21 protein-coding genes are annotated in these 19,747 nt (G+C 71.2%); 10 read left to right on the top strand and 11 right to left on the bottom strand.

Annotated elements, in window-relative coordinates:
• The first annotated feature begins 139 nt into the window (after positions 1 to 139).
• The 6 genes from ACFY0K_RS14275 (at position 140) to ACFY0K_RS14250 (ending at position 5,821) form a co-directional block, all read left to right on the top strand.
• A complete protein-coding gene (locus ACFY0K_RS14275; protein ID WP_150134605.1) occupies positions 140 to 355 on the top strand; it encodes a hypothetical protein in 216 nt (71 codons plus the stop codon).
• A 75-nt stretch (positions 356 to 430) separates the two neighbouring features.
• Positions 431 to 649 carry a hypothetical protein gene (locus ACFY0K_RS14270; protein WP_351957341.1) on the top strand — a complete coding sequence of 73 codons (219 nt, stop codon included), beginning with the start codon at positions 431 to 433 and terminating at the stop codon, positions 647 to 649.
• A gap of 88 nt (positions 650 to 737) precedes the next feature.
• Complete coding sequence (locus tag ACFY0K_RS14265) at positions 738 to 2,651, top strand: hypothetical protein (RefSeq protein WP_390640069.1); 1,914 nt, start codon at positions 738 to 740, stop codon at positions 2,649 to 2,651.
• A gap of 44 nt (positions 2,652 to 2,695) precedes the next feature.
• Positions 2,696 to 3,370 carry a hypothetical protein gene (locus tag ACFY0K_RS14260; protein WP_390640068.1) on the top strand — a complete coding sequence of 225 codons (675 nt, stop codon included), beginning with the start codon at positions 2,696 to 2,698 and terminating at the stop codon, positions 3,368 to 3,370.
• A gap of 219 nt (positions 3,371 to 3,589) precedes the next feature.
• Positions 3,590 to 4,768 carry a 4-hydroxybenzoate 3-monooxygenase gene (locus ACFY0K_RS14255; RefSeq protein ID WP_390640067.1) on the top strand — a complete coding sequence of 393 codons (1,179 nt, stop codon included), beginning with the start codon at positions 3,590 to 3,592 and terminating at the stop codon, positions 4,766 to 4,768.
• A gap of 195 nt (positions 4,769 to 4,963) precedes the next feature.
• On the top strand, positions 4,964 to 5,821 hold the full coding sequence (locus ACFY0K_RS14250; protein ID WP_390640066.1) for a Bax inhibitor-1/YccA family protein: 858 nt from the start codon (positions 4,964 to 4,966) through the stop codon (positions 5,819 to 5,821).
• 72 nt (positions 5,822 to 5,893) lie between these two features.
• Here the strand turns inward: ACFY0K_RS14250 and ACFY0K_RS14245 are convergent, their stop codons facing one another.
• A complete protein-coding gene (locus ACFY0K_RS14245) occupies positions 5,894 to 6,124 on the bottom strand; it encodes a DUF4287 domain-containing protein (protein ID WP_093502087.1) in 231 nt (76 codons plus the stop codon).
• Between the two features lie 118 nt (positions 6,125 to 6,242).
• Between ACFY0K_RS14245 and ACFY0K_RS14240 the strand changes: the two genes are divergently transcribed.
• Positions 6,243 to 6,554: a hypothetical protein gene (locus ACFY0K_RS14240; RefSeq protein ID WP_351957346.1), complete on the top strand. Its 312-nt coding sequence runs from the start codon at positions 6,243 to 6,245 to the stop codon at positions 6,552 to 6,554.
• A gap of 148 nt (positions 6,555 to 6,702) precedes the next feature.
• Here ACFY0K_RS14240 and ACFY0K_RS14235 read toward each other — a convergent pair whose 3' ends face one another.
• The 3 genes from ACFY0K_RS14235 to ACFY0K_RS14225 form a co-directional block, all read right to left on the bottom strand.
• On the bottom strand, positions 6,703 to 7,485 hold the full coding sequence (locus ACFY0K_RS14235) for a hypothetical protein (RefSeq protein WP_382724508.1): 783 nt from the start codon (positions 7,483 to 7,485) through the stop codon (positions 6,703 to 6,705).
• A 293-nt stretch (positions 7,486 to 7,778) separates the two neighbouring features.
• Positions 7,779 to 8,999: an acetyl-CoA C-acetyltransferase gene (locus ACFY0K_RS14230; protein WP_351961818.1), complete on the bottom strand. Its 1,221-nt coding sequence runs from the start codon at positions 8,997 to 8,999 to the stop codon at positions 7,779 to 7,781.
• A gap of 212 nt (positions 9,000 to 9,211) precedes the next feature.
• A complete protein-coding gene (locus ACFY0K_RS14225; protein WP_390640065.1) occupies positions 9,212 to 10,264 on the bottom strand; it encodes an SGNH/GDSL hydrolase family protein in 1,053 nt (350 codons plus the stop codon).
• Positions 10,265 to 10,414: 150 nt separating this feature from the next.
• Between ACFY0K_RS14225 and ACFY0K_RS14220 the strand changes: the two genes are divergently transcribed.
• Positions 10,415 to 11,806 (top strand): cystathionine beta-synthase, encoded by a 1,392-nt coding sequence (locus ACFY0K_RS14220; protein ID WP_352365408.1) that lies wholly within the window; start codon positions 10,415 to 10,417, stop codon positions 11,804 to 11,806.
• A 377-nt stretch (positions 11,807 to 12,183) separates the two neighbouring features.
• Here ACFY0K_RS14220 and ACFY0K_RS14215 read toward each other — a convergent pair whose 3' ends face one another.
• On the bottom strand, positions 12,184 to 13,029 hold the full coding sequence (locus ACFY0K_RS14215) for a helix-turn-helix transcriptional regulator (RefSeq protein WP_390640064.1): 846 nt from the start codon (positions 13,027 to 13,029) through the stop codon (positions 12,184 to 12,186).
• A 147-nt stretch (positions 13,030 to 13,176) separates the two neighbouring features.
• Between ACFY0K_RS14215 and ACFY0K_RS14210 the strand changes: the two genes are divergently transcribed.
• Positions 13,177 to 13,938: an SDR family oxidoreductase gene (locus tag ACFY0K_RS14210; protein ID WP_390640063.1), complete on the top strand. Its 762-nt coding sequence runs from the start codon at positions 13,177 to 13,179 to the stop codon at positions 13,936 to 13,938.
• Between the two features lie 22 nt (positions 13,939 to 13,960).
• Here ACFY0K_RS14210 and ACFY0K_RS14205 read toward each other — a convergent pair whose 3' ends face one another.
• Both ACFY0K_RS14205 and ACFY0K_RS14200 read right to left on the bottom strand, forming a co-directional pair.
• Complete coding sequence (locus ACFY0K_RS14205) at positions 13,961 to 14,374, bottom strand: hypothetical protein (RefSeq protein WP_390640062.1); 414 nt, start codon at positions 14,372 to 14,374, stop codon at positions 13,961 to 13,963.
• Positions 14,375 to 14,446: 72 nt separating this feature from the next.
• Entirely contained in the window at positions 14,447 to 15,070 is a 624-nt protein-coding gene (locus ACFY0K_RS14200) for a carbonic anhydrase (RefSeq protein WP_351961812.1), read from the bottom strand.
• A gap of 370 nt (positions 15,071 to 15,440) precedes the next feature.
• On the opposite strand from ACFY0K_RS14200, the gene ACFY0K_RS14195 reads away from it, so the two are divergent.
• Entirely contained in the window at positions 15,441 to 16,130 is a 690-nt protein-coding gene (locus tag ACFY0K_RS14195) for a ScbR family autoregulator-binding transcription factor (RefSeq protein ID WP_390640061.1), read from the top strand.
• A gap of 235 nt (positions 16,131 to 16,365) precedes the next feature.
• Here ACFY0K_RS14195 and ACFY0K_RS14190 read toward each other — a convergent pair whose 3' ends face one another.
• Genes ACFY0K_RS14190 through ACFY0K_RS14175 form a run of 4 tightly spaced genes read right to left on the bottom strand, consistent with a single transcriptional unit; the run spans position 16,366 to position 19,646 of the window.
• Positions 16,366 to 17,295, bottom strand: a complete 930-nt coding sequence (locus ACFY0K_RS14190; RefSeq protein ID WP_390640060.1) for an ABC transporter substrate-binding protein — start codon at positions 17,293 to 17,295, stop codon at positions 16,366 to 16,368.
• Positions 17,296 to 17,306: 11 nt separating this feature from the next.
• Complete coding sequence (locus ACFY0K_RS14185) at positions 17,307 to 17,969, bottom strand: ABC transporter permease (protein ID WP_351961809.1); 663 nt, start codon at positions 17,967 to 17,969, stop codon at positions 17,307 to 17,309.
• Between the two features lies 1 nt (position 17,970).
• A complete protein-coding gene (locus ACFY0K_RS14180) occupies positions 17,971 to 18,612 on the bottom strand; it encodes an ABC transporter permease (RefSeq protein WP_093502111.1) in 642 nt (213 codons plus the stop codon).
• Positions 18,609 to 19,646: an ABC transporter ATP-binding protein gene (locus tag ACFY0K_RS14175; protein WP_390640059.1), complete on the bottom strand. Its 1,038-nt coding sequence runs from the start codon at positions 19,644 to 19,646 to the stop codon at positions 18,609 to 18,611. The genes ACFY0K_RS14180 and ACFY0K_RS14175 overlap by 4 nt, the downstream gene beginning before the upstream one ends.
• Positions 19,647 to 19,747 lie beyond the last annotated feature (101 nt).

Here is a 19,747-nt window from a genome sequence, read left to right as displayed (position 1 = left end):
CCGAAGGGGTTGCGCGGCGGGTTCCCGAGCCCGTAGTGTCCAATCTCGTTGGACAGCACGTCCGACCAGATTGGACAGAGTCCGGGGGGAACCTGACTCGTTCCGATCGGAAATGTCTATCCCTGAGGGGGAAATGATCATGATGGACGCCCATGAGCTCGAGGCCGAGTCCGCGGAGCTGCTGCCGGGTCGTGAGGCCCTGGGCCGGCTGAAGTTCGGCTTCGGCAAGACGGTCAACGTCACCAAGCACGTCGCGAACATCAGCGCCCACAACGAGTCCGCCGCGCTGAACGACCACTCGTCGTGGTCGGTGGCCGACTCCGGCGCCGGTCAGACCATCAGCGTCACCCAGTAACACCGCCCTGGCGCACGGCGCCGGCACCGAGATCGACCTCAACCTCACCGCACACGAAACGAAGGGACATCCGTCATGAGCATGGACATGAACGAGCTGGAGAACGAGTCCGCCGAGCTGCTCCCGGGCCGTGAGGCCCTCGGCCGCCTGAAGTTCAGCTTCGGCAAGACGGTCAACGTCACCAAGCACATCGCGAACATCGACGCGTCCAACCAGTCCGCCGCGCTGAACGACCACAGCGCCTGGTCGGCCGCCGAGTCGTCGGCCGCGCAGACGATCAGCGTCACCCAGTAGTTCCCAGGAGCGCCACCGCCGTCGCCCCGGCGGTGGCGCTCCCGGCGGTTCGGGGGGAACACATCGGGGATCCGGGGGGAGACCACACATGACGGTGCTCGGGGACGGAGCCGCCGCACTCTACGACACGGGCCCGGTGCCCGGACCCGGCGGCTGGCCGGTGACCTACGAGCAGGTGGCGACGGGCACCCTGCCGGTGGTCGACCCGCCCTCGCCGGTCCCGAGGCTCAGCGCGGGGCTGCGGCTGCACGGTGAGTACCAGGGGTCGGGGTTCACCGAGCCCAAGTACATCGCCCGTCGGGGGGACGGGCAGGTCGTGCAGCTGTCCAGGCTGCTGTACCTGGTGGCGTCGTCGGTCGACGGCGTCCGCGATGCCGAGGCCATCGCGCACCGGGTCAGCGCCCGCTTCGGACGCGAGGTCAGCGGTGAGAACATCCGCTACCTCGTCGAGAAGAAGCTGGAACCGCTGGGCGTGACGGTCCCGGAGGGCCAGGAGGACGACGAGGTCGACGCCCCGCGCTCCGACCTGCTGCTCGCCCTCAAGGGCCACCGGGTGATCTTCAACGAGCGGCGTACGGCGAAGATCGCGCGTTCGCTGGCGTGGCTGCACCGGCCGGCCGTGGTCGCGCTGGTGCTCGGCTCGGCCGTGGCCATGGACGTCTGGCTGTTCGGGTTCTTCGGGGCGATCGAGCCCGTCCTGGAGGTGCTCGACCAGCCGGTCCTGATCCTCGTCGTCTTCGTGCTCACCGTGGCCTCCCTCGTCTTCCACGAGTTCGGACACGCCTCCGCGTGCAGATACGGAGGGGCCCGGCCCGGCTGCATCGGGTGCGGGCTCTTCCTCATCTGGCCCTCGATGTACACCGACGTCACCGACGTCTACCGGATCGGACGGGGCGGCCGGCTCCGCACCGACCTGGGGGGCGTCTACTTCAACGTCGTCTTCATGCTGGCGATGGCCGGCGCCTACTTCGCCACCGGGGCCCAGTTCTTCCTGGCCACGGTGTATCTCGGGCACTTCGAGATCATGGAACAGCTGATGCCGGCCGTACGGCTGGACGGCTACTACATCCTCGGCGACCTGGCCGGGGTCCCGGACCTGTACGGCAAGATCAAGCCGATCCTGCTGGGCCTGGTGCCGGGACCGAGGGGGGACCGGGCACGTCAGGAGGTCGCCGGGCTGAAGAAGTCGGCGCGGGCCATCGTCGCCACCTGGGTGCTGACGATGGTCCCGCTGATCATCGGCGAACTCGGGTACGCGCTGTGGAACCTGCCGCGCATCCTCACCACGATGACCCGCTCGCTGACCGAGCAGCTCCTCGGCACCGGCGGTGCGTTCGTGCACGGCCAGGTGGTCGAGGGGCTGGTCGGGACGATCGGCTGCGTGATGCTGCTGTGCCCGATGGCCGGTGTCGTCTACCTGTCCGTGAAGATGGGCGGCCGGATCTTCCGGGCCGCGCAGCGCTCCACGGCGGGCCGGCCGAGGCTCCGGCTGGCGATCTGCGCCCTCGCCCTCGCCGGGCTCACCGGGCTCAGCTACGCCTGGATGTCCGGGGTGACCCCGAAGCCGCTGCCCAAGCAGCCGCCGATCGCACCGATCCTCCAGCCGGGGGTGCCGACCACGGAACCGCCGCCGGCGCGGCAGGCCTCGACCCCGGACCGGCCGGCGGACTCCGGCGCCCCCTCGGACACCGTGTCCGGCGGGCCGTCCGGCCAGGCCGGAGCGAGCGCCGGGCCCTCGGCCGGGGAGACGTCGCGCGGCGCGTCCGCCTCGGCGTCGCCCTCCGCCTCGGTGCCCGGCAACCCCGGGCAGACCGGCCCCACCAAGTCGCAGGCGCCGGCCAGCGGGGGACCGGTCACCGAGCCGGTGTCCTCGCCGCCGGAGAGCGTCCCGGCGTCGCCGACGCCCACTCCGTCGGAGAGCATCCCGGTCTCCCCGACCCCCAGCCCGTCCCCGCCGCCGGCCACCGACCCGCCGCCGAGCCCGGCCCCGGCCACGTCCTGACGGGCCGTCTCGAACAATCTTCCGCAGGAGCACAGGAGCACTCCATGAGCAGTCACCGAAAAACCCGCACCACCCCAGGTCCGCTCACCCGGCGCGCCGTCCGGATCGGCCTGTTCGCCGCCGGGGTCGCCGGGGCGGCCACCGCCGTACCCGCGCAGGCGGCCACCGCGGCCCCGCACGCCGCGGTCGTCTCCGACCACGTCTTCAGCCACGCCGACCGCGGGCACCACACCCAGATCCGGGACTCCTTCACGGTCCGCCAGTTCGGCACCGTGAACGCCGCCGGCGTCCGCAACCAGGCCAACGCCGTCTCGGCCGGCTGCTCGGCGGACGACCACTGCCGCTCGGTGGCCCTCTCCTTCCAGATCGTCACGATCGCCGGGGAGCACACCCACCTGAACGCCGTGAACCTCAGCGACGCCGCCAACAAGGAGTGCACGGGCTGTCAGACCCTCGCCGGGGCCTACCAGTTCGTGGTCTCCACGCCGACCGCGCTGCGCTTCGACGGGGCCACCCAGAACAAGCTCGACGACATCCACCGCCGTCTCGACGCGCTGACCCGCTCCACCCTGCCCGCCGACGAACTGCGCACGAAGGCCGACGGGCTCGCCGCCGAGGTCACCGCCGTCCTGCACGACGCGGTCGCGAACGCCCCGAAGGGCGACCCGGCCAAGGACGTCACCCTCCACCGCCACCTGGACGGCTGGCCGGGTCACTGACCCGTCCCGCAGGTTCCCGCACACCGGCCGCCGGGCCCACGACCGCCTTCCGCGGACCCGGCGGCCGGCCGCGTGGGCCGCGTCGACATCGGGTGTGTCCATTGACATGGGGTATGGGCGGGCGGAGACTCAGGGGAATGGAGTGAACTAAATTTCACCAGACGAACATCGCGAGTGCATCGAGATGTGCACCGTGACGAACATCGAAGGGAACGACCGATGCGCACCACCGTCGGCATCATCGGAGCCGGACCCGCCGGGCTCCTCCTCGCGCGGCTGCTGCACAACGCGGGCATCGACTCGGTCGTCCTGGAGAGCCGCGACCGCTCCTACGTCGAGCACCGCCAGCGCGCCGGGATCCTGGAGCAGGGCACGGTGGACGTGCTGCGTGCGGCCGGCGCCGGGGAGCGCCTGGACCGCGAGGGGCTGCGCCACGACGGCATCGAGCTGCGGTTCGCGAAGCAGCGCCACCGCGTCGACTTCCCCGGCCTCACCGGCGGCCGGTCCGTGACGGTCTACGCCCAGACCGAGGTCTGCAAGGACCTCATCGCCCTCCAGCTCAAGGAGGGCGGCCCGCTGCTCTTCGAGGCGGAGGCGCTGGCGGTGGAGGGCGCCGAGAGCGAGCGGCCGCGGATCCGGTTCCGGCACGAGGGCCGCGAGTCCGTCCTGGAGTGCGACTACGTGGCCGGCTGCGACGGCTTCTGGGGCGTCGCCCGCGCCGCCTTCCCCGAGCCCCTCTCCCGGGTCTTCGAACGCGCCTACCCCTACGCCTGGCTGGGCATCCTCGCCGACGTCGCCCCCTCCCACGACGAGCTGGTCTACGCCCGCCACGAGCGGGGCTTCGCCCTCCTGTCCATGCGCTCCCCGTCCGTGTCCCGCCTCTACCTGCAGGTCCCCGCCGGCACCGATGCGGAGGAGTGGACCGACGAGGCGATCTGGGACGAGCTGGAGCGGCGCTTCGAGACCGACGACGACTGGCGCCTGGAGCGCGGCCCGATCACCCAGAAGTCGGTCACGCCCATGCGGTCCTACGTCCACGAGCCCATGCGGCACGGCAGGCTCCTCCTCGCGGGGGACGCCGCCCACATCGTGCCGCCCACCGGCGCCAAGGGGCTGAACCTGGCGGTGGGCGACGTCGTGACCCTCGCCCGCGCCCTGGTCCACGAGAAGGAGACCGGCTCCCCGGAACTGCTCGACGCCTACTCGGCGACCTGCCTGCGTCGCGTCTGGCAGGCCGAGCGGTTCTCGTACGACATGACGAGCATGCTCCACCCCGGCCCCGGCGACACCCCCTTCGACGCCCGGCTCCAGCTGGCCCGGCTCGGCCGGATCGCGTCCTCCCGGGCGGCCGAGACCGACCTGGCGGAGGCGTACACCGGCTTCCCGCTGGACGCCTGAGGGATCTCCGGCCGGTTCCGGTCGTGTTCCGGCTTCGTCATGGAATGAAGCCCTCCGTGGCCGGGAATCAGGGCTCCGCGTAGCGTGTTGCGCAGCACGGTGAGGGAAAGATCCTCCGCAGGTAGTAGGGTCAGTCTTTTGCCAATCCATTACTCTTGACGCCAAGGCCGCGCAAGGTGGCCATGGAGGAGTGAAATGAGGAGCAGCAACCCGGTCTTCTCGCGACGGGGGTTCAGCCGCGACAACGGCTACGCGGGCTTCAACACCGCGCCGCAGGCCGGGTACGCACAGGGCAACCCGTACGCGCAGAACCCGTACGCGAACAACCCGTACGCCCAGCAGGACCTCCAGCAGGGCGCCCCGCCGCAGGCCCCGACCACCACCGGCCGGATGACGATGGACGACGTCGTCATGCGCTCGGGCATGACGCTCGGCACGGTCGCCGTCGGCGCGATCCTCGCCTGGGCGCTGCTGCCGATCTCGGCCACCAGCTACGGCCTGGCCGTCGGCTCCGCGATCATCGCGTTCGTCCTGGCCATGATCCAGAGCTTCAAGCGCACCCCGGTGCCCGCGCTGATCCTGGGATACGCCGCGTTCGAGGGCGTCTTCCTCGGCGTCATCAGCGAGATGTACAACAGCCGGTGGAGCGGCGCCCCGTTCCAGGCGGTGCTCGGCACCCTGGCGGTCTCGGCCGCGACACTGCTGGTCTACAAGGCCGGCTGGATCCGCGTCACCGCCCGCTACGCCCGCATCGGCATGGCCATCGCCATCGCCTTCGTGCTGGTCATGGCGGTCAACCTGCTGCTGGTCGCGTTCGGCGTCGCCGACAACGGCGGACTGCGCAGCTTCGGCCCGCTCGGCGCGCTCGTCGGCGTCATCGCGATCCTGCTCGGCGCGTTCTTCCTGACCCTCGACTTCAAGCAGATCGAGGACGGCATCGCCTACGGCGCCCCGAAGAACGAGGCCTGGCTGGCCGCGTTCGGCCTCACCATGACGCTGGTGTGGATCTACGTCGAGATGCTGCGCCTGGTGGCGATCTTCAGCAGGGACTAGCCGCGCCAGGAGAAGTGAGAAGGGCCCCGGGGCACCGCCCCGGGGCCCTTCGCCGTCTGTGTGCGTGCGCGCCTAGAGAAGTTTGCGCGCGGCCCTCCTCAGGTCGTACTCGTGGATCAACGCCTTCGCGTGGCCGTACGCGAGGTTGTGCTCGTGGCGGAGCCAGCTGACCTTTTCCTCGAAGCGGAAGAGGGCCGGGCCTTCGTCGACGGTACGCAGCCAGTCGGACACTTCACGACCGGTGCAGTGGGGGATGCGGGCGAGCATGTTGCGATGGGTCTCCTCGGAGAAGACTTGGGACATCGGCGCCTCCGGTGCGCAAAGGGGGTTGTAGCCGGTCCTTCACGTCACCGTGCCTGAGTGTTGGCGTGTTGGCAACAGTCGTGACAGGACAGCCGGTGGCACGCGTTACGCTCACGGCGTGGTTGATACGACGCCTCTGACCCGTGCAGTGGAACACTTCGCCGACAAGCTGAGGGCGGCACCGCAGAGCCGGCTGCAGCGGGGCGCCGCCGCGGAGGCGCTGGGACTGGCGAGGGAGTTGGCCCGCTGGGCGCAGGCCGTCGAGGAGCCGGGCGCGGAGAGCCGGGAGATGCCGGACGCGGGGATGTTCGCGGTGGCCGACCAAATCACGGTGGCCGGGAACGACTTGGCGGTGGTGCTGAAGAACGACGCCGAGGTGGGGGATGCGGTGCGGCTGGTGGAGGAGGCGCAGAAGAGGGCGGGGGTGTGAGGCCGCCGTGCGTTCTCGGGTGCGGGTGCGAGGGGGTTGCTCGCGCAGTTCCCCGCGCCCCTAAAAGAAAGGTGCGCTGCAGTGCGCCCCTTTAGGGGCGCGGGGAACTGCGCGAGAAGCCCCATGCACCCGCACCCGGCCAAGCACCTCAGAGCGACGCTATGACCCGGTCCGCCAGGATGTACACGTTCTCCTCGCCGCACGCGAACGTCAGCGTGTAGGCGCCGGAGATCCCGGAGCCACCCAGCAGGTACGGCGTCTCGCCCGCGCCCAGCGCCGCGGCCAGCCGCTCCGCCGTCTCCCGGTGCCCCGGCGTCATGCACAGGGTCGTGCCGTCGGCGAAGACGTAGACGTCCAGCGTGCCCAGCGGGCCCGGGCGGACGTCGGAGAGTTCGACCTGGGACTCGGCCAGCTGCTCCAGCGTCGCGACCGTACGCTCGTGGTCGTTCACCACCGGCGACTGCACCGGCACGAAGTCCGGATGGGACGGGTGACGGCGGCGGGCCGCCGCCAGTTCCGGGGACTCCCCGGCGAACTCGTCGCTCTCCGCGGTCGGCTCGGCGACCGGTTCCAGGCCCACGAAGTCCGTCTGCCGGGGCAGGAAGGGCTCGCCGTCCGCCAGGCCCAGCAGCGACGGCGCGTCGGAGGCGTCACGCGCCTCCTGCGCGGCCCAGAAGGCACGTGCCTCGGCCAGCTCCCGCTCCCGCTCCTCGGCCAGCGCCTCCGCCACGGCGGCGCGTATCTCCTCGGCGTCGGCATGGCTGCGAGCCGCCGGCATGAGGGCGCGCAGCGTCGCGGCCTGGTTCTGGGCAAGCTGGGTGTGCAGCTCGGCGACCTGACGGCGCAGCTTCAGTACGGTGCGCAGGACAGCGACGCCCACGGCGCCCGTGGCGGCCGTGGTGAGCAGCAAGGCGATCGGCATGGCGCTCACTGACGTACTCCCGGTTCAAAGTCGACCCCCGACTTCCTACATCAGCTTGAAGGGTGGACTATCAAGCTGTCAGTGCGTAACGTCACGAAACGGACAGGACTTTGGTCCTGCCGTTTGCCTGGACAGCCACGCTGACCTGCGGTGATACCCCCTCAGAGGGAGATACGTCACATCCTGGGGGAGATTGGATCACAAATCGGCCCGGCGTTCGGGGTTTTCTCGAACACCGGGCCGCGGTGTCACGGTGGGTCCCGTGACGGTCACTCAGGGGTGAAGCGGGGGTCGTACGGGACTCAGCTGAGGCGCTCGATGACCATCGCCATGCCCTGGCCGCCGCCGACGCACATCGTCTCCAGACCGAACTGCTTGTCGTGGAACTGGAGGGAGTTGATGAGCGTGCCGGTGATACGGGCGCCGGTCATGCCGAAGGGGTGGCCGACGGCGATGGCGCCGCCGTTCACGTTCAGCTTCTCCAGCGGGATGTTCAGGTCGCGGTAGGAGGGGATCACCTGGGCGGCGAACGCCTCGTTGATCTCGACCAGGTCGATGTCGTCGATGGTGAGACCGGCGCGGCTCAGGGCCTGCTTGCTCGCCTCCACCGGGCCGAGGCCCATGATCTCGGGGGAGAGGCCGGTGACGCCCGTCGACACGATCCGGGCGAGCGGGGTCAGGCCGAGCTCGCGGGCCTTGGTGTCGCTCATGATGACGACCGCGGCGGCGCCGTCGTTGAGCGGGCAGCAGTTGCCTGCGGTGACCAGGCCGTCGGGGCGGAAGACCGGCTTCAGGCCCGCGACGCCCTCCAGGGTGACGCCGGCGCGCGGGCCGTCGTCCTTGCTGACGACCGTGCCGTCGGGCAGCGTCACCGGGGTGATCTCGCGCTCCCAGAAGCCGTTCTTGATGGCTTCCTCGGCGAGGTTCTGGGAGCGGACGCCGAACTCGTCCATGTCCTGGCGGGTGACGCCCTTGATGCGGGCCAGGTTCTCGGCGGTCTGGCCCATCGCGATGTACGGGTCGGGGAGCAGGCCGTCCTCGCGCGGGTCGTGCCAGGTGGAGCCGGTCGACGCGGCGGTGGCGGCGGTACGGGCCTGGGCCTCGGCGAAGATCGGGTTCGTGGTGTCCGGGAGGCCGTCGGAGCTGCCCTTGGCGTAGCGGGAGACCATCTCGACGCCGGCCGAGATGAAGACGTCGCCCTCGCCGGCCTTGATGGCGTGCAGGGCCATGCGGCTGGTCTGCAGGGACGAGGAACAGTAGCGGGTGATCGTGGTGCCGGGCAGGAAGTCCATGCCCATCTGCACGGCGACGATCCGGCCGAGGTTGTAGCCCTGCTCGCCGCCGGGGAGGCCGCAGCCGAGCATCAGGTCGTCGATGTCCCGCGGGTCCAGCTCGGGAACCTTGGCGAGGGCGGCCTGGATGATCGTCGCGGTGAGGTCGTCGGGGCGCAGGTCCTTCAGGGAGCCCTTGACGGCACGGCCGATCGGGGAACGGGCGGTCGAGACGATGACGGCTTCGGGCATCACGGCTCCAATGAGGGGGTTGGCAGGGCCGCTTCGGAAGTTACCTGTACGTAAGTCATCGGTCACCGGTGTCGGAGTGTGACACTGGCCGCACTTTCTAAGCGCTTGCTTTTTGGGTGCCGAGGGGAGTGGGTCCGTGCGGGTCCGGTGGGGGCTGGTCGCGCAGTTCCCCGCGCCCCTGACGGGGCGCTGTCCCGCCGGCCCGCCTCGCCCTAGTCGGTCGTACCCGCCCTCGATCTCGCCTCTTCGGACGCGGGGTCGGACGGGAGTGGCTCCACCTGCTGGCGCCGGCGGCGTTTCAGCAGAGCCCACGGTCCGCGCGGACCCGTCGGCATCGCCGCCGTGACCTCCGTGCCGGCCTCGGCCGCCGCCTCCGCCGCGGCCCGTGCGACCGGCAGGAAGCCCTCGCGGCGGGTGACGTCGGGGCGCTCCTCGTCCGCCGGCCACAGACCCAGGGCCGCGCAGACCGTCGGCAGCACCGCCATCGCCGCCGTGGCGTACCCCTCCGCCGAGGGATGGAAGCTGTCGGGGCCGAACAGCTCGCGCGGATGGGCCGCGAACTCGGGGCCGAGCAGGTCGCCGAGTGACACCGTGCGGCCGCCCTGCTCCACCGTCCCGATGGTCTGGGCCGCCGCCAGCTGCCGGGACGCCCGCCGGGCCAGCCAGCGCAGCGGCTGCCGTACCGGCTCGATCGTGCCCAGGTCGGGGCAGGTGCCGACCACCACCTCCGCCCCCGCCGTGCGCAGCCGGCGGACGGCCGCCGAGAGGTGGCGGACCGAGCGGGTCGGCGGCATGCGGCGGGTGACGTCGTTGGCGCCGATCATGATCACGCAGACGTCGGGGACGGGCGAGGCCGTGCCCAGCACCAGGGCGACCTGCCGGTCCAGGTCGTCGGACTGGGCGCCGGGGAGCGCCACGTTGCTGAGCATCACCGGGCGCTCGGCGACCGCGGCGAGGCCGGACGCCAGCAGCGCACCCGGGGTCTGGGCGGCGCGGTGCACGCCCTGCCCGGCGGCCGTGGAGTCGCCGAGCATGGTCAGTCGGATGGGCGGCTCACCGGAGGCGCCGTAACCGTCGCCGTAGCGGCCGTCCGCCACCGGCACCCGGCCGCCGCTGGTGCCGTTGTGCACCGCCGTCCTGGCCATCCGCACCTCGGCCAGCACCAGGCCCACCGCGGCCGCGCCGACCAGCCCGACCCCGCCACCGCCGTACGCCGCTCCGGCCGCGATCCGCCGGGCCACCCGCGCCCTCGACATGTTCGTCATGCGTCGCCGCCACCTCCTCGTTGCCGCTCATCCACTCCTTGCCCCGTACAGCCCGTGCGTCAATCTCAACGGGGAGTGAACCTCCGGAGCGGGGCCTTAGGCTGGCGGCACAAACAGGACCACACCTTTTGCAAGCAACCGGAGACAACGGTGCGATTCCACGACTCGATGATCAGCCTCGTCGGCAACACCCCGCTGGTGAGACTCAACAGCGTCACCCAGGGCATCCAGGCCACCGTCCTCGCCAAGGTCGAGTACTTCAACCCGGGCGGGTCCGTGAAGGACCGCATCGCGCTGCGGATGATCGAGGCCGCGGAGAAGAGCGGCGAGCTGCAGCCCGGCGGGACCATCGTCGAGCCGACCAGCGGGAACACCGGGGTGGGGCTCGCGATCGTGGCCCAGCAGAAGGGGTACAAGTGCATCTTCGTGTGCCCCGACAAGGTGAGCACCGACAAGATCAACGTGCTGCGGGCGTACGGCGCCGAGGTCGTCGTCTGCCCCACCGCCGTCGACCCGGAGCACCCGGACTCGTACTACAACGTCTCCGACCGGCTGGTCCGTGAGACGCCCGGCGCGTGGAAGCCGGACCAGTACTCCAACCCGAACAACCCCCTTTCGCACTATCACTCGACCGGCCCCGAGCTGTGGGAGCAGACGGAGGGGAAGATCACCCATTTCGTGGCCGGCGTCGGGACCGGCGGGACCATCTCCGGCACCGGGCGGTATCTGAAGGACGCCAGCGACGGCCGGGTGCAGGTCGTCGGCGCCGACCCCGAGGGTTCCGTGTACTCGGGCGGCTCCGGGCGGCCGTACCTCGTCGAGGGTGTGGGTGAGGACTTCTGGCCGACCGCCTACGACCGGACCGTCGCCGACGAGATCGTCGCCGTCTCGGACAAGGACTCCTTCCAGATGACCCGGCGGCTGGCGAAGGAGGAGGGCCTGCTGGTCGGCGGCTCCTGCGGGATGGCCGTCGTGGCCGCGCTGCGGGTGGCCGAGCGGCTCGGCCCGGACGACGTGGTCGTCGTCCTGCTGCCGGACAGCGGCCGTGGCTACCTCAGCAAGATCTTCAACGACGAGTGGATGGCCGACTACGGCTTCCTGGAGGACGAGGGCCCCAGCGCCCGCGTCGCTGACGTCCTCAGCGACAAGGCCGCCGGGACCATCCCCTCCCTCGTCCACATGCACCCGGACGAAACCGTCGGGCAGGCCATCGAGGTGCTGCGCGAGTACGGCGTCTCGCAGATGCCTGTCGTCAAGCCGGGCGCCGGCCACCCGGACGTGATGGCCGCCGAGGTCGTCGGCTCGGTCGTCGAACGCGAGCTGCTCGACGCGCTGTTCAGCAAGCGCGCCTCCCTGGAGGACCCGCTGGAGAAGCACATGTGCGCCCCGCTGCCCCAGGTCGGCTCCGGCGAGCCGGTCGGGGACCTGATGACGGTGCTGGGCGCGGCCGACGCCGCGATCGTCCTCGTCGAGGGCAAGCCCACCGGCGTCATCAGCCGGCAGGACCTGCTGGCCTTTCTCGCCAAGGGCGGCAAGCAGTAACGAACGTCCGGTGAACGGCCCGTGACACCGCGGAACTTGCTGTTCCCTGTCCACGTGGTGGACTTCGCGGAAGTGGTACGAGCGTGTCACGTGCGCGCAGCACCCGCTTAACACGGGTCCGGCACATTAGTGGTTGTCGGCAGGGCGGGAGCGGCTCCCCGCCCCGGCCGGCACCGAACGTCCAAGGACCTCCGGAGCGGCTCCCGGACCTCCATGGACGCCCGGACGTGAGACCCGGCCCTGACCCGGTCCATGTCCCTCGCGGGGACCGCCGTCGTCCCGCCCCCCTACTAGGGGGTGCGGCGGTCCCCGCGCACACCCCTTTGCGGCTAAACCACCGCCGCTCTCGCGGATGTGGTTCTCGCCGTCGTGGTTCCTCAATGGGTGGTGGGGGCCGTCGTCGCTTTCCAACTGCCCAGCAGTGTGAGCCGTTCCGCCGTCTCCGAGCCCGGCTCCGGGGTGTACGCCACGATCGTCTGGTCCGGGTCGGTCGGGACCGTGAGGGTCTCGTAGGGGAGGGTCAGCAGCCCCGCCACCGGGTGCTGGATGCGCTTCGTGCCGAACGCGCACTCCCGGACCTCGTGGTCCGCCCACAGCCTGCGGAAGTCCTCGCTCTTCAGGGAGAGTTCGCCGACCAGCGTGGCCATGCGGGGGTCGTCGGGGTGGCGGCCCGCGTCGATGCGCAGGTTGGCGACGGTCTGGGCGGCGACGGCGGCCCAGTCGGGGTAGAAGCCCGCGGCCGCGGGGTCGAGGAAGACCTGGCGCGGGATGTTCCGCTCGGCCGGGGCCAGGGCGCTGAACCCGTTCACCGCGTCGCCGAGCGCGTTCCAGGCCAGCACGTCCATCCGGCGGCCCAGCACGAACGCGGGCGTCCGCTCCATGCCGTCCAGCAGCAGCTGTACGCCGGGGCGGACGCGGGGCCGGGCCGGGGGGCGCGTGGTGCCGGCCTTCTTGTGCGGGCGGGCCACCGTCAGCAGGTAGGCGTGCTCGGTCTCGTCCAGCCGCAGGACCCGGGCGACGGCGTCCAGGACCGCGTCCGAGACGCTCGGCCCGCGCCCCTGTTCCAGACGGATGTAGTAGTCGACGCTCACCCCCGCCAGCTGCGCCACCTCCTCGCGGCGCAGGCCCGGTACGCGGCGCCGCCCGTGCGAGGCCAGCCCCACCTCCTCGGGCTGGATGCGGGCGCGGCGCGAGCGCAGGAAGTCTCCGAGTTCCCCGTCCATGGGTTCGATCGTAGGGGAGTCCCGTCCTTCCAACCTGGTTCTGCCAGACCCAGGAAAAGCTCAGCCCTGGGTAGGCCGCCCGGCCCCGGCGAGTGTGGAGACACGCCACCGGGGCGGTCCCGGCGGCACTTCACCAGGGAGTACCTCATGTCGTACGACAACCTGTCCGGCCGTACCGCCGTCGTCACCGGCGCCGCCAGCGGCATCGGGGCGGCCGTGGCCCTCCGGCTCGCGGAGTCGGGCGCCCGGGTGGCGCTGCTCGCCCGGCGGGCGGACCGGCTCGAGACGGTCGTGGCGAAGATCCGGGCGAACGGCGGTGAGGCCCTCGCCGTGGTCGCCGACGTCACCGACGACGCCTCCGTGCAGGCTGCGGCAGACGCCGTGCACGCGGCCTTCGGGCGCGTCGACCTCGTCGTCAACAACGCCGGCGTCATGCTGCCCAACCCCGTCGACGACGGCCGTATCGACGAGTGGCAGCGCATGCTCGACACCAACGTGACCGGTGTGCTGCGAGTGCTGCGCGCCTTCACCGGGGACCTGGTGGCGGCCGCGGCCGAGGGCCGTACCGCCGACCTCGTCAACGTGTCGTCCATCGGCGCCCACCTCGTCTTCCCCACCTTCGCGGTGTACGGCGCCACCAAGGCGGCCGTCACCTTCCTCTCGCAGTCCCTGCGCGCCGAGTTCGGGCCGCGTGACGTGCGGGTCACCAACGTCGAACCCGGTCTGACGGACACCGAGCTCGGCACCCACATCGAGGGCGAGGAGCTGCGCGAGCAGGTGGCGGGCATGTTCGACGGGATGGGCGCGCTGGCCGCCGAGGACCTCGCCGACCTGGTCGGTTACGTGGTGAGCCGCCCCCGCAACGTCAACCTGCGGCAGGTCGTCGTCCAGCCGACCCGGCAGGTGTGAGGCGGCCCCGGTGCGGTGCCGGTCAGTCCCCCTGGCCGTGGTCGCCCCGCTGGAACAGGCCGGGGTTGAGGCGGACGGCCTGGGTCGCGTTGACGCCGACGATGCCGATCCAGGTGACGATCACGCCCGTCACGCCGCCGAACGCGCCGCTGATCGCGGAGAGCGGGATCGCCAGCACCAGCGACACGATCCCGAAGCCGAAGCGCTCGCCCCAGGAGTCGGTGCCCCTGGTCCTGCCCGCGCCCCGGGCGGCCTGCATCCGCTGCTCGGCCAGGCCGCGGCGCAGCCTGCGCTCCACCGCGGTGTCGATGCGCCGGTCGATCTTCTCCAGGAACGAGTCGACCAGTTCCGACTCGTACTCCGGCCCCAGGTCCCTGCGGGCGTGCAGGGTGGCGGCGAGGTCCTTCTTCAGCTCGGTGTCGTGAACGTCCGTCATGGCGTCCACGGTAGGGGCCCGGAAAGCCCCTCGCACTGGGGAAATCCCCCGCATCCGGCGGGGGGACCGCCCTCAGGGCAGCAGCGACACCAGCCCGCTGCCTGCGTCGAGCCGGGCCGCGACCACCGACGCCCCCGCGAACCCGGGGTCCGCCCGGATCGCGTCCCGCGCCCACATCGTCTGGGCCCGCATGGTGTGCTCGGCCCAGTCGCCGGGCAGCGCCCTGGTGCGGCGGGCGGCCGGTGCGATCTCGTCGACGAGGAGTTCCAGGTGACCGGGGACGGGCGCGCCCGTGCGCAGCCGGGCCAGGGTGGCGGCGACGGCCCCGCAGCCCTCGTGGCCGAGGACCACGACCAGCGGGACGCGCAGTTCCTGCACGCCGTACTGGAGGGAACCGAGCACCGCCTCGTCCAGCACCTGACCGGCCGTCCGCATGGTCAGCAGGTCGCCGAGGCCTTGGTCGAAGACCAGTTCCGGGGCGGCCCCGGAGTCCACGCAGCCGAGCACCACCGCGAACGGAACCGCTGCGGCGGCCCGGCCGCGGCGGGCGCGGCCGGTGGCGTACCGCCGGTTGCCCTGGAGCAGTTCGTCGAGGGCCGCGCTCGCCGAGTCGGGGACGACGGCCGCCGGTACGAGCGCGACGGCCGGCGCGCCGACGGCGGTGGCCGTCGGAAGGGCCGTGGGGTTCGGGGCCATGACGCTTCCTCAGGTGCTGGCGCTGATGACGTTCATCACTGTACGCGGCGGAAACGTTACGTTCTGTTGCTGTTTAATGATCCTTGGCCCGATCATCGACCGTGCGATACCCGGCGCCGACACCCGCCGGCCCAAGCGTTCTCGCGCGTTCCCGGCAGATTCTGAGCAAGGAGGGAGGGGGGACGCATCGGATACCCCCCTGGGAGACGTTTCTGACCTGCGTACATGTCGGGGCGGACGTACTGGGGGCGGGGGAAGCGTCGCGGAAAACAGTACCAGTTAGTTGGTTTTTTGTGTGGGGGAGAGGAAAACTTAAGGCCAAGAGGACGACGCGGTGACAGCTCGGGTCACGTAGTGAAGGGGTTGGGCCATGGCCAGGCAGGAACGCGCGGAGGTCACCCGCGCCGCCATCCTCGAAGGCGCGGCGCGCGCCTTCGATGCCGAGGGGTACCACGGCACGACCCTCGGCGACATCGTCAAGGAATCCGGGGTGACGAAGGGCGCTCTCTACTTCCACTTCACGTCGAAGGAGGAGCTCGCCCAGGTCCTCGTCGACGAGCAGTTCTCCGTCCTGGACTCCGCCGCGGACGTGGGCGGCCCGGGCGTTCAGTCCGTCATCGACATACTCCACCGCATGGCGCGGCAGCTGGTGGAGAACGTCCGGGTGCGCGCGGGCATCCGGCTGGTGACCGACCAGAGTTCCAAGACCGGCATCGTCAGCGAGCCGTACACGAGGTGGATCGAGGTCTTCCGTAAGTGCCTGGTCGAGGCCCAGCAGGGCGGGGACGTCAAGGCCGACGTCGACTGCGAGCGGGTGGCCGCGCTGATCGTCGGCTCCTGGACCGGACTCCAGCTCAGCTCCCAGGTGCTGAGCGGCCGCGCGGACCTGCCCGAGCGAACGACCCTCATGTGGCAGTTGCTGCTGCCCAGCATCGTGCCGCCGCGCAGGCTGGCCCGCTTCCACCCCGAGGGCAGCACCCATGTCCTCGAACGGACCCCCGCGGCCGGCGAGCAGGCCGCCCTTGATCCTCCTCGCCCCGCCGGACAGGGCGCCAAGTAGCGCGCGCCCTTTGAGCCCCCGCGTCGCGGCTGATGTCGTCGAGCATGGTGCCGGCGTAGCCGTTCCTCCCGAACCGGTCCGCCGCCGAGACGATACGCCGCAGGGTTCTCCGGCGCGCTCCTGCTCGACCGTCCGAAGTCGCCCTCCTTGCCTGGCGACCGCGCCGACGGCGGAGTGGTAGGCGGTGTGAGCACGGAGGGTGCCCGGCCCCGCCCGCCGGTCCGCGCGTTTCCCGTCAGGCCAGCCCGTGCTGCTTCGCGTACGCGGCCGCCACGTCCTCCGGGTCCTTCTTGTCGTTGTCCACCTGACTGTTGAGCTGGGTGAGCTGCTCGGTGGTGAGGGTGTTGCCGAGCCGGGCGAGGGCCTTGCGGACCGTGTCGTCGGCCTTGCGGTCGGCGATCAGCGGGACGGTGCGCTGGCTGGGGATCAGGTTCTTCGGGTCGGTCAGCACCACCCAGTCGTTGGCGGCGATGTCGGTGTCGGTGGTGAACAGGTTCGCCACGTCCACGTCGCCCTTCTTCAACGCGCCCTTGACCAGCGGCCCGTCCGAGTCGAGCGACTTGAACTCCTTGAACTCGACGCCGTACACCTCCTGGAGGCCGACCACGCCCACCCGGCGCTTCTTCACCTCGGGCGCGGCCCCGATGACCAGCTTGCCGTTCTGCTTGGCCAGGTCGGCGAGGGAGGTCAGGCCGTACTTCTGCGCGGTCGCCCGGGTGACGACGAAGCAGTCGGAGTCGGCGGCCTGCCCGTACGGCAGCACCTGGAGGCCGGCCGGCAGCGCCAGGGTGAGCGCGTTCTGCATGGTGCCCGGCTCGTCGGAGGTGTCCTTCGGGGCGAGGTAGTTGAGCAGGGCGCCCTGGTACTCGGGCAGCAGGTCGATGTCGCCCGCCTTGAGCGCGGGGATCACGATCTCGCGGGTGCCGAGGTTCGGGCGCACCTTCACCTTCACGCCGGCCTTCTGGAGCACGGCCGCGTAGAGGTAGCCGAGCACCTGGTTCTCGGTGTAGTTGGCGGTGCCGATGGTGAGGCCGCCCTTGCTGGAGCCGCCGCCGGCGGTCGAGCCGCTGCTCTCGTTCAGGGAGGTGATGCCGCTGGAGCAGGCGGCGAGGGCGGGGACGGAACCGGCGGCGAGCAGGCCACCGAGGAGGGTGCGACGGTTCATGGGCGGGTTCCCTAGGCGGTGCGGTGGCGGAAGAGGAAGCGCTGGAGGGTGCTCAGGAGCTGGTCGAGGACGATGGCGACGACCGCGACCAGGACCGCGCCGCCGAGTACCTGGACGAGGTCGCGCTGGGCGAGGCCGTCGAAGACGTAGCGGCCGAGGCCGCCGAAGGAGACGTACGCGGCCACGGTGGCCGTGGCCACCACCTGGATGAGCGCGAGGCGCAGGCCCGTCATGATCAGGGGGAGCGCGAGCGGCAACTCGACCTGGAGGAGGACCTGGTGGCCGCGCATGCCCTGGCCGCGGGCCGCGTCCTTCACGTCCGGGTCGACGGCGGTCATGCCGGCGTAGGTGTTGGTGACGATCGCCGGGACCGCGAGGGCGACCAGCGCCACGTACACCGGCAGCATCGACAGGCCGCCCGCGAGGAAGACCAGCACCACCAGGCCGACGGTCGGCAGGGCGCGGCCGAAGGACGCCAGGTTGATGGCGAGGAACGCGCCCTTGCCGGTGTGCCCGATCAGCAGGCCGAGCGGGAGGCCGATCGCGGCCGCGATCAGGGTCGCGAGGAGCGAGTACTGGAGGTGCTCGGCGAGGCGGTGGGCGATGCCGTCCTGCCCGGCCCACTGGGAGCCGCTGGTCAGCCAGGTGCCGAGGTTCTTGAAGAGTTCGAACATGTCAGGCTCGCCTCCGCCGCCACGGGGTCAGTACGTACTGGAGCGCCACCAGCAGCGCGTCCGCGACCACCGCGAGCAGGATCGTGAGGACCACGCCCACGATCACCGGGGTCGGGAAGTCGCGCTGGAAGCCGTCGGTGAAGAGCTGGCCGAGGCCGCCGTCGCCGATGTAGGTGGCGACACTCACCAGCGAGATGGACATGACCGTGGCGATCCGGACGCCCGCCATGATCACGGGGAGGGCCAGCGGGAGTTCGACGGTGAGGAGCGTGCGCAGCGGGCGGGTGCCCATCGCCTTCGCCGCCTCCTTGGTCTTCGCGGGGACCGAGTCCAGGCCCTCGACCGTGTTCCGCAGCAGCACGACCAGCGTGTAGACGGTCAGGCCGATGACGGTCGTGGTCCGGGTCAGGCCGCTGACCGGGAGCAGCAGCACGAAGATCGCGATCGAGGGGATCGTGAAGAGCACGTTGGACAGGCCGAGCAGGAAGCCGCGCAGCGGGCGGACCCGGTGGGCGAGGACCGCGAGCGGCAGCGAGATCACCAGGCCGAAGAAGACGGCGGTCATCGCGGCCTGGAGGTGGGAGAGGGTGAGGCTGGTGAGGTCGTCGGTGTGGTCGCCGATCCACGACCAGTCGATCGTCATGCCGCCACCACCCGGGCCGCGCTGTGCGCCTGGCCGGCGTGCGCGTGGATGTCGTCGCGGGACGAGACGCCGGTGAGCCTGCCCTCGGCGTCGACGCGGGCGACGAGCCCGGTCGGGGAGGCGATCGACTCGTCGAGCGCCGCGAGCAGCGAGTCTCCGTCGGCCAGTGGCCGGAGGGGGAGTTCGGCGTCCTTCGCGGCCCAGTGCAGGGGCCTGCCCGCCGCGTCCAGGACGAGGGTCCAGGCGCCGCCCTGGGGTGCCGGGCCCTGCGGGACCTCGGCGAGGGTCTTCAGGGAGAGCAGCTTCAGGCCGCGTTCGGCGCCGAGGAAGCCGGCCACGAAGTCGTCGGCCGGACGGGCCAGGAGTTCCTCGGGCGGGGCGCACTGGACCAGGTGGCCGCCGGTGCGGAAGATCGCGATCCGGTCGCCGAGCCGGACCGCCTCGTCGACGTCGTGCGTGACGAAGACGATGGTCTTGTTCAACTCCTTCTGCAGCCGGATCAGTTCGTCCTGGAGCTGGGTGCGCACCACCGGGTCGACGGCGCCGAACGGCTCGTCCATCAGCAGCACGGGCGGGTCGGCGGCGAGGGCGCGGGCCACGCCGACGCGCTGCTGCTGGCCGCCGGAGAGCTGGTGCGGGTAGCGTTTTCCGGCGTCGGCGGCGAGGCCGACGGTCTCCAGGAGTTCGGCGGCGCGGGCGCGGGCCTTCTTCCGGTTCCAGCCGAGCAGCAGCGGGACGGTGGCGACGTTGTCCAGCACCGTGCGGTGCGGGAAGAGGCCGGCCTGCTGGATGACGTACCCGATGGACCGGCGCAGTTCGGCGGCGTCCTGCTCGGTGACGTCCTTGCCGTTCACCCTGATCGTGCCGGAGGTCGGCTCGACCATCCGGTTGATCATCCGCAGGGTGGTGGTCTTGCCGCAACCGGAGGAGCCGACCAGGACGGTGACCCCGCCCTCCGGCATCTCCAGGGAGAGATCGTGAACTGCTGTGGTGCCGTTGGGGAAGCGCTTGTGGACCGCGTCGAACTGGATCATGAGATGTCCCTTGCCCGGCTGTATAACGTCATGCAGAGTTCTCGGTAGGTGAATAGGTTGTCAACGGTCTCGCGTTAATCCGAGGTAACGGATGACCGATG

The organism is Streptomyces sp. NPDC001507, from assembly GCF_042894765.1.
Lineage (GTDB): Bacteria > Actinomycetota > Actinomycetes > Streptomycetales > Streptomycetaceae > Streptomyces.
Note: the sequence above shows the minus strand (reverse complement) of the source record. Positions and strands in the feature narration are given on the sequence as shown.

What these genes read in the sequence shown, in the direction of transcription:
- ACFY0K_RS14230 (WP_351961818.1), bottom strand. Translation starts at nt 8,999, where the DNA reads ATGCCCGAAGCCGTCATCGTCTCGACCGCCCGTTCCCCGATCGGCCGT.
- ACFY0K_RS14200 (WP_351961812.1), bottom strand. Translation starts at nt 15,070, where the DNA reads ATGGCCCCGAACCCCACGGCCCTTCCGACGGCCACCGCCGTCGGCGCG.
- ACFY0K_RS14255 (WP_390640067.1), top strand. Translation starts at nt 3,590, where the DNA reads ATGCGCACCACCGTCGGCATCATCGGAGCCGGACCCGCCGGGCTCCTC.
- ACFY0K_RS14275 (WP_150134605.1), top strand. Translation starts at nt 140, where the DNA reads ATGATGGACGCCCATGAGCTCGAGGCCGAGTCCGCGGAGCTGCTGCCG.
- ACFY0K_RS14205 (WP_390640062.1), bottom strand. Translation starts at nt 14,374, where the DNA reads ATGACGGACGTTCACGACACCGAGCTGAAGAAGGACCTCGCCGCCACC.
- ACFY0K_RS14185 (WP_351961809.1), bottom strand. Translation starts at nt 17,969, where the DNA reads ATGTTCGAACTCTTCAAGAACCTCGGCACCTGGCTGACCAGCGGCTCC.
- ACFY0K_RS14250 (WP_390640066.1), top strand. Translation starts at nt 4,964, where the DNA reads ATGAGGAGCAGCAACCCGGTCTTCTCGCGACGGGGGTTCAGCCGCGAC.
- ACFY0K_RS14195 (WP_390640061.1), top strand. Translation starts at nt 15,441, where the DNA reads ATGGCCAGGCAGGAACGCGCGGAGGTCACCCGCGCCGCCATCCTCGAA.
- ACFY0K_RS14180 (WP_093502111.1), bottom strand. Translation starts at nt 18,612, where the DNA reads ATGACGATCGACTGGTCGTGGATCGGCGACCACACCGACGACCTCACC.
- ACFY0K_RS14215 (WP_390640064.1), bottom strand. Translation starts at nt 13,029, where the DNA reads ATGGACGGGGAACTCGGAGACTTCCTGCGCTCGCGCCGCGCCCGCATC.
- ACFY0K_RS14265 (WP_390640069.1), top strand. Translation starts at nt 738, where the DNA reads ATGACGGTGCTCGGGGACGGAGCCGCCGCACTCTACGACACGGGCCCG.
- ACFY0K_RS14225 (WP_390640065.1), bottom strand. Translation starts at nt 10,264, where the DNA reads ATGACGAACATGTCGAGGGCGCGGGTGGCCCGGCGGATCGCGGCCGGA.
- ACFY0K_RS14190 (WP_390640060.1), bottom strand. Translation starts at nt 17,295, where the DNA reads ATGAACCGTCGCACCCTCCTCGGTGGCCTGCTCGCCGCCGGTTCCGTC.
- ACFY0K_RS14175 (WP_390640059.1), bottom strand. Translation starts at nt 19,646, where the DNA reads ATGATCCAGTTCGACGCGGTCCACAAGCGCTTCCCCAACGGCACCACA.
- ACFY0K_RS14270 (WP_351957341.1), top strand. Translation starts at nt 431, where the DNA reads ATGAGCATGGACATGAACGAGCTGGAGAACGAGTCCGCCGAGCTGCTC.
- ACFY0K_RS14245 (WP_093502087.1), bottom strand. Translation starts at nt 6,124, where the DNA reads ATGTCCCAAGTCTTCTCCGAGGAGACCCATCGCAACATGCTCGCCCGC.
- ACFY0K_RS14260 (WP_390640068.1), top strand. Translation starts at nt 2,696, where the DNA reads ATGAGCAGTCACCGAAAAACCCGCACCACCCCAGGTCCGCTCACCCGG.
- ACFY0K_RS14210 (WP_390640063.1), top strand. Translation starts at nt 13,177, where the DNA reads ATGTCGTACGACAACCTGTCCGGCCGTACCGCCGTCGTCACCGGCGCC.